Genomic DNA, 310 nt, shown 5'->3' on the forward strand with positions numbered 1-310 from the left:
ACCGGCAGAGCGAGCGGGGCGATATCTACAAGCAATACGCCCAGCAACTGGTCGACATGGGCCACGCATTCCCGTGTTTCTGCACCGCCGAAGAGCTCGACCAGATGCGCGCCGAACAGACCGCCCGTGGCGAAACCCCTCGCTACGACGGCCGCGCGCTGTTGCTGTCGGCCGAGGAAGTCCAGCGCCGCCTGGCCGCCGGCGAACCCCACGTCATCCGCATGAAGGTCCCCACCGAAGGCGTCTGCGTGGTTCCCGACATGCTGCGTGGCGATGTCGAAATCCCATGGGACCGCATGGACATGCAGGT

General features: G+C 65.8%; 1 protein-coding gene. It reads left to right on the forward strand.

Going from position 1 to position 310, the window contains the following annotated elements; translation table 11 throughout:
- A partial coding sequence (locus B2V21_RS16725; protein WP_286917455.1) for a glutamate--tRNA ligase family protein occupies positions 1-310 on the forward strand: 310 nt, incomplete at both ends.

The sequence above is a fragment of the Pseudomonas sp. UBA6276 genome, assembly GCF_002438365.1.
In the GTDB taxonomy this organism is placed as follows: Bacteria; Pseudomonadota; Gammaproteobacteria; order Pseudomonadales; family Pseudomonadaceae; genus Aquipseudomonas; species Aquipseudomonas coleopterorum.